We start from the raw sequence: 5950 nt of genomic DNA on the forward strand, positions 1-5950 counted from the left end.
GCCCGAATAGCGCCGCGAGCGCGAGCGCGCTGGCGTAGAACCCGCCTTCCGCGGGCACCGGAATGACCGATTGCAAAAGAGTGCTCGCCACGAACGGCATCGCGGCGCCCAGGATCAGGCCGAGCACGATGCCGAGGCCGGCAATCAAGAGGATCTGCACGAGATAGACGGTGAAGACGAAACCGCCCGAGGCGCCGAGGCTTTTGAAGGTGGCGATGACGCCGCGCTTGCCGTCGAGATAGGCGCGCACCGCATTCGCCACGCCGACGCCGCCGACCACCAGCGCGGTCAGCCCGACCAGGGTCAGGAACTGCGAGAAGCGCTCGATGTTGGACGAGAGCGCGGGTGCGGCGTTGCTGCGCGTGCGGATCGACCAGCCGGCCTGCGGAAATTCCTTTGCCGCCTCGGCCTGGATTTCCTTGATCCGCGCCTCTGACGCGCCGTCGGGCAGCCGCACCTTGTAGGCGTTCTCGACCAGGCTGCCGGGCTGAACCAGTCCGGACGCGGCAAGCCCTTCGCTCGAGATCATCAGCCGCGGCGCGAAGCCAAAGCCGTCCGAGATCGCGTCAGGCTCGTTGACCAGCCTGGCCCTCAGCTCGAAAGTGGCGCTGCCAAGCTTCAGCCGGTCGCCGATATGGAGATTGAGGCGATCGAACAACAGATCGGGGGCGGCGGCGCCGAAGATGCCGGACCTCTCGCCGAACAGCTCTTTTCTCGGCAGCGGCGGGTCTGTCTCCAGTGTGCCGTAAAGCGGATAGCCGTCATCGACCGCCTTGGCCTCGACCAGCGCCTGGTCCGAGCCGTCCTCGAGCCGCGCCATCGAGCGCATGCCCGAATTCAGGGACACCGTGCCCAGACTGTCGAGGAAGCCGAGCTCGGCATTGGAAGCGCTGCGCTGGTTGATCTGGAAGCGCAGATCGCCGCCGAGCAGCGTCTGGCCCTGATTGGCGACGCCGGCGGTGATCGCGTGCGCCACCGAATTGACCCCGCCGATCGCCGCGACGCCGAGCGCGATGCAGGCGAGGAAGATCATGAAGCCGGATAGGCCGCCGCGCATCTCGCGCAGCGAGAAGCGGACGGCGAGCTTCAATGTGCGCGGCATCAAGCCGGCACCTTCACGGACCTTGGCGCATCCTCGATCCGGCCGGAGCGCATCGACACCTGGCGCGCGCAGCGGGCCGCGAGCGCCGGATCATGCGTGACCAGCACCAGCGTCATGGCGCGCTCGGCGGCCTTGGCGAAGAGAAGGTCGGCGATCTGCTTTCCCGTCGCCTGGTCGAGATTGCCGGTCGGCTCGTCGGCAATGAGGATGCGCGGCGAGGGCGCCAGCGCCCTGGCGATCGCGACGCGCTGCTGCTCGCCCCCGGACAGCTCGCCAGGGTAGTGCGTCACACGGTCGCTCAGGCCCACCGCCGCCAGCTCCCGCGCCGCCACGCCGAACGGATCGGCATGGCCGGCAAGCTCCAGCGGCACCGCGACGTTTTCGAGCGCCGTCATGTTGGGGATGAGATGGAAGGACTGGAAGACAATGCCCACGTTTCGCCCCCGAAACGATGCAATCTGGTCCTCGCTTTTGCCGTTGAGCAATTCGCCGGCGATTCGCACCGTACCCTGGTCGACCCTTTCCAATCCGGCCAGGACCATCAGCAGGGTGGACTTGCCGGAGCCCGAGGGGCCGACGATGCCGGTGGCCTCGCCCGCCGCCACATCCAGGCTGACGCCTTTCAGCACGTGGACGGAGGAAGCGCCCTCGCCGAGCGTCAGCGAGACATCCCTCAGTGCGATGACGGCTTCTGTCACAATGAAAGCGTCCTATATGGTGGAAAAGGGGACGACTTCCCCGCGAATGTTCCGGTCATATGGGGCTCGCCGCATGGCTTTCAAACAGACATTTGCCGCAGCCCTCATCCTTTTCGTTGCGGTTTGCGGCGCCATTTCGTCCGCGCATGCCGGCACGTTCACGATCGTCGGCTTCGGCGACAGCCTGACGGCGGGATTCGGCTTGGGCCCGGGGGCAGGTTTCACCGACAGGCTGCAGACGGCGCTGAAGGCGAAGGGCCTGGACGTCACCGTCGCCAATGCCGGCGTCTCCGGTGACACCACCAGCGGCGGACTGGCACGGCTCGACTGGTCGGTGCCGGACGGCACCAGGCTCGTCATCCTCGAGCTCGGCGCCAATGACATGCTGCGCGGCGTTTCGCCCGACCTCGCCGAAAAGAACCTCGACGCGATGCTGGCCAAGCTCAAGCAGCGCAACATCCCGGTGCTTCTGGCCGGCATGCGGGCCGCGCCAAATCTCGGCGCCGAATACCAGAAAGCCTTCGACGCCATCTATCCGAAGCTTACCGCGAAATACGACGTGCCGCTCTATCCGTTCTTCCTCGACGGCGTCGCCGGCCATCCCGACCTGCAGCTGGACGACGGCCTGCATCCCAACCCCAGGGGCGTCGATGTGATCGTCGAGCGCATCCTGCCAGCCGTCGAGAAGGCCATTGCCGCGAATGGCGGGGCGTCGTGAGGCTGGAATGCCACGGTTTCCGTTGGGGAAACTTTGTGGACAACAAACCGCTTGCCCCGCGCGGATATCGATGATTCGCTAGGGGTGAGAGTTTCGATTCGAGGACAGGAGGCTTTTCATGCCACGTCTTTTCACCGCCCTCGAAATTCCGCGTGACGCTGCTCTTTCGCTGTCCCTGCTCCGGGGCGGCCTGCCCGGAGCCCGCTGGATCGATGTCGAAAACTATCACCTGACGCTGCGCTTCATCGGCGATGTCGAGGGCCATGTCGCCGACGAGATCGCCAACGCACTCGACCGGGTCAACCGCCCCTCGTTCCCCCTGACGCTTTCGGGTGTCGGTGCTTTCGGGGGAAAAAAGCCGCATGCTGTGTGGGCCGGCGTGTCCGTATCGCAGGACCTGGTGGCGCTGCAGGGCGAGATCGACCGCATCTGCCAGCGGCTCGGCCTGCCCGCCGATCCGCGCAAGTTCACGCCGCATGTGACGCTTGCGCGCCTGCGCAATGCGAGCCCGCTCGACGTCGCGCAATATCTTTCGGCGCGCGGCAATTTTTCCGCGCTGCCCTTCCGCGTCGGCCGCTTCGTCCTGATGTCGTCGCGCGATTCGGTCGGCGGCGGCCCTTACATCGTCGAGGAAGCCTGGCCGTTGGTCGGCGCCGACGCGCGCGCGTCCAGCCGCTTCGCCAGCGCCTCCGACGCCTCGCGGATCATGCGGTAGACCGAAGCGAACTCTTCCGGTCCGTCACAATAGGGATCCGGCACGTCCCGTCCGCTCCCGGTCGCAAAGTCCAGATAGAGATGGATGCGGTCGTGCGCGACCTGTGGCGCCAGCGCCTTGAGGTCGCGCACATTCGACCGGTCCATGCCGAGGATCAGGTCGAACCGCGAAAAATCCTCTGGCGCTATCTTGCGGGCCCTTTGCCCGGAAATGTCGATCCCGTGGCGAATGGCGACCGCGATCGAGCGTGGATCCGGGGCCGAGCCGACCTCCCAGCCGCTGGTCGCGGCCGAATCGAGCACGATGTCGTGACCCACTCCGCGCTCGGCCAGGACGGCGCGCAAGATGCCTTCGGCCAAAGGCGACCGGCAGATGTTGCCGAGGCAGACGAACAGAACGGAATTTATGGGCTTTGCGCTCATCGATCCGGCGCTATGGTGCGGGTCATTTTTCCCGAATAGCACAGGAAATCGACATGACCAGAGAGAAACTCAGCAAGGAAGCGATCACCGCCGCTTTGGCGGAACTCGAAGGCTGGTCGCTGGCCGCCGACGGCGCCTCCATCAAGCGCAGCTTCGGCTTCAAGAACTTCTCCGAAGCCTTCGCCTTCATGACCCGCGTGGCTTTGGCCGCCGAAAAGATGGACCATCACCCCGACTGGTCGAACGTCTACAAGACCGTCGACGTCACGCTGAACACGCACGATGCCGGCGGCGTGACCGCGCTCGATATCGAATTGGCGAAGCGGATGAACCGCTACTTCGGTTAGAGGCGGCCTGCCGGACGGAGTGCGATTTCCGGGCCAACAGCCACCCGAACTCTTGCAGCGAGGCAGCGCTTTCACCACATCTCCGGCGGCGGGCCGACGTGCAAGGACACGCGCGGCCAAGGAGAGATTGATGGCGCAGGAATCCGGTTTTGATTTCTTCGGCTTTGGCGACAAGCTCGCCGGCGAAGGCGAGGTGCGCGAGAAATTCTGGCGCACCGCCAAGAAGGCTGCCCGGCAGATCCCGTTCATGGACGAGGTGGTCGCCGCCTATTATTGCGCCATGGACAAGGATACGCCGCTGCGCGCCAAGGGCATCCTCATCGCCGCGCTCGGCTATTTCGTCCTGCCGGTGGATTTCATTCCCGACGTCGTTTTCGGTCTCGGCTTCACCGACGACCTTGCGGTGTTGACCGCCGCGATCACCGCTGTCAGCGCCCATATCACGCCGGCGCACCGGCAGGCCGCCAGGGACGCGCTGGCTGACAAGCGTTGACCCTGGCCGACATTTTGGCACAACGACACCGCGAAACCGCCCGCGCGAAAAGACAAACTCATGCCGCTTTCGTGGCCTCCAAGTTCGCGCCGGGACATCGTGATCGCCGCATTTCCAGCGGTGGCGCGAATGGTGGCGGTTTCCTGGGGTGAGTTCCTTTTCTTGAGGACAATTCACCGTTTGGTAACCCTGATTAAATCAAAATGAAGCGACGGCAGGACGCCAGGCGGCCCGCCTCCGCACCAGTTGGAATACGGGAAGAACGATGCGCGGATTGATTGCTACGGTTTCGAGCCTGGTCCTGGCGGCCGCTTTTGCGGGGCCGGCGCTGGCTCAGCAGGCGACCAAGATCGGCCAGCACAATGCCTGGGGCACCTACAGCTACCAGTCGGCGGGCGGCAAGGTCTGCTACGTGCTGACGGTTCCGACCGACAAGCAGCCGCCGTCGCTCGATCACGGCGACATGTTCTTCTTCGTCAGCCAGCGGCCCGGACAGCAGGTGTCCTACGAGCCGCAATTCATCGCCGGCTACAATTTCCAGGAGGGCTCCAAGGCCACCGTCACCATCGACAAGAAGACCTTCTCGATGTTCACCCGCGGCAAGTCGGCCTGGGTCGAGAACGCGGCAGAGGAACCGGTCCTGATCGCCGCCATGAAGACCGGCACCGACATGAAGGTGCAGGCGAAGTCCGGCCGCGGCAACCCCACTTCTTACGTCTTTTCGCTGAAGGGCATTTCGGCGGCGCTGTCCTCGATCGCCAAGTGCAAATAGCGAAAAGCCAAATCTGACGATTAGGCCGGGCCTCCAAGCCCGGCCTTTTTGCTTTTATCCACCGGCTTGCCGCCGTTCCGCTCACATCGCCATTTTTTCACATTCGGCCTGGGCCTTCTTGGTCGACGTGTCGATCATGTAGGCTTTGCCCTTGGCGTCGGTGATCATCATCATGCAATGCTTGAGTGGCTTCGCCGTCTTCATCATTTCGGCGCCCATCTTCGCGTCAGGCGTCATGGTGCCCATATGCCCGTCGGGCATGATCGCCGTCACTTGCCCGCCCTTCATCATGGTCATCGTTCCCATCGCGTCCTCGGCAAGCGCCGGCGAGACGGACAGGCCGACAAGGCCGGCAATCGCTACAAGCTTGATCGAATGCATTCTGCTCACTCCCGTTTTGCGGGGGGCACAATTGCCCCTTTCAGGGTTCGCTGCGGGTTGGCGAAGCGTTACACCAACACGACTATGTGATCGGGCCGAGGACGGCGCGCAGGTCAGCGGTCACCGCCGAAGAGCGGATACTCAAGAGTAACGTCGTTGCCGATCGGCGCCTCTCCCTTCTCCCCTTTGTTTGGACCGGGGACATCGCGAACAGGTGTGCGAAGACATCGCGAACAGTTTTGCGCGTTTTGCGCGAGGGGGTTCGGGATGCCATTCGAGGCCAGAAGCGTGATGAGCCAGAA

Annotated in this window: 10 protein-coding genes; 5 read left to right on the forward strand and 5 right to left on the reverse strand. The window is 64.3% G+C overall.

Annotated elements, in window-relative coordinates:
* Both EOA38_RS25440 and EOA38_RS25445 read right to left on the reverse strand, forming a co-directional pair.
* On the reverse strand, positions 1–1102 hold a 1102-nt coding region (locus EOA38_RS25440), incomplete at its 3' end, for an FtsX-like permease family protein (protein ID WP_127300532.1).
* Positions 1102–1800 carry an ABC transporter ATP-binding protein gene (locus EOA38_RS25445; protein ID WP_127300533.1) on the reverse strand — a complete coding sequence of 233 codons (699 nt, stop codon included), beginning with the start codon at positions 1798–1800 and terminating at the stop codon, positions 1102–1104. The genes EOA38_RS25445 and EOA38_RS25440, both read right to left, overlap by 1 nt.
* 73 nt (positions 1801–1873) lie before the next feature.
* On the opposite strand from EOA38_RS25445, the gene EOA38_RS25450 reads away from it, so the two are divergent.
* Both EOA38_RS25450 and thpR read left to right on the forward strand, forming a co-directional pair.
* On the forward strand, positions 1874–2518 hold the full coding sequence (locus EOA38_RS25450) for an arylesterase (RefSeq protein ID WP_127300534.1): 645 nt from the start codon (positions 1874–1876) through the stop codon (positions 2516–2518).
* A gap of 118 nt (positions 2519–2636) precedes the next feature.
* Positions 2637–3233: an RNA 2',3'-cyclic phosphodiesterase gene (thpR, locus tag EOA38_RS25455; RefSeq protein WP_126091161.1), complete on the forward strand. Its 597-nt coding sequence runs from the start codon at positions 2637–2639 to the stop codon at positions 3231–3233.
* On the opposite strand, the gene EOA38_RS25460 is transcribed toward thpR, so the two are convergent.
* Complete coding sequence (locus EOA38_RS25460; RefSeq protein ID WP_127300535.1) at positions 3137–3655, reverse strand: low molecular weight protein-tyrosine-phosphatase; 519 nt, start codon at positions 3653–3655, stop codon at positions 3137–3139. The two genes, thpR and EOA38_RS25460, sit on opposite strands and share 97 nt — an antisense overlap.
* A 53-nt stretch (positions 3656–3708) precedes the next feature.
* Between EOA38_RS25460 and EOA38_RS25465 the strand changes: the two genes are divergently transcribed.
* The 3 genes from EOA38_RS25465 (at position 3709) to EOA38_RS25475 (ending at position 5267) form a co-directional block, all read left to right on the forward strand.
* Complete coding sequence (locus tag EOA38_RS25465) at positions 3709–4002, forward strand: 4a-hydroxytetrahydrobiopterin dehydratase (protein WP_127300536.1); 294 nt, start codon at positions 3709–3711, stop codon at positions 4000–4002.
* 130 nt (positions 4003–4132) lie between these two features.
* A complete protein-coding gene (locus tag EOA38_RS25470; RefSeq protein WP_126091158.1) occupies positions 4133–4495 on the forward strand; it encodes a YkvA family protein in 363 nt (120 codons plus the stop codon).
* Between the two features lie 265 nt (positions 4496–4760).
* The gene (locus tag EOA38_RS25475; protein WP_126091157.1) at positions 4761–5267 is read left to right on the forward strand and encodes an invasion associated locus B family protein; all 507 of its coding nucleotides are present in this window, start codon (positions 4761–4763) and stop codon (positions 5265–5267) included.
* An 81-nt stretch (positions 5268–5348) separates the two neighbouring features.
* On the opposite strand, the gene EOA38_RS25480 is transcribed toward EOA38_RS25475, so the two are convergent.
* Positions 5349–5648 carry a hypothetical protein gene (locus EOA38_RS25480; protein WP_127300537.1) on the reverse strand — a complete coding sequence of 100 codons (300 nt, stop codon included), beginning with the start codon at positions 5646–5648 and terminating at the stop codon, positions 5349–5351.
* A gap of 113 nt (positions 5649–5761) precedes the next feature.
* Positions 5762–5950 (reverse strand): hypothetical protein (locus EOA38_RS39795; protein WP_210212986.1); only part of this gene is annotated, 189 nt, incomplete at its 5' end.

Source organism: Mesorhizobium sp. M1E.F.Ca.ET.041.01.1.1, from assembly GCF_003997355.1.
Taxonomy (GTDB): Bacteria; Pseudomonadota; Alphaproteobacteria; order Rhizobiales; family Rhizobiaceae; genus Mesorhizobium.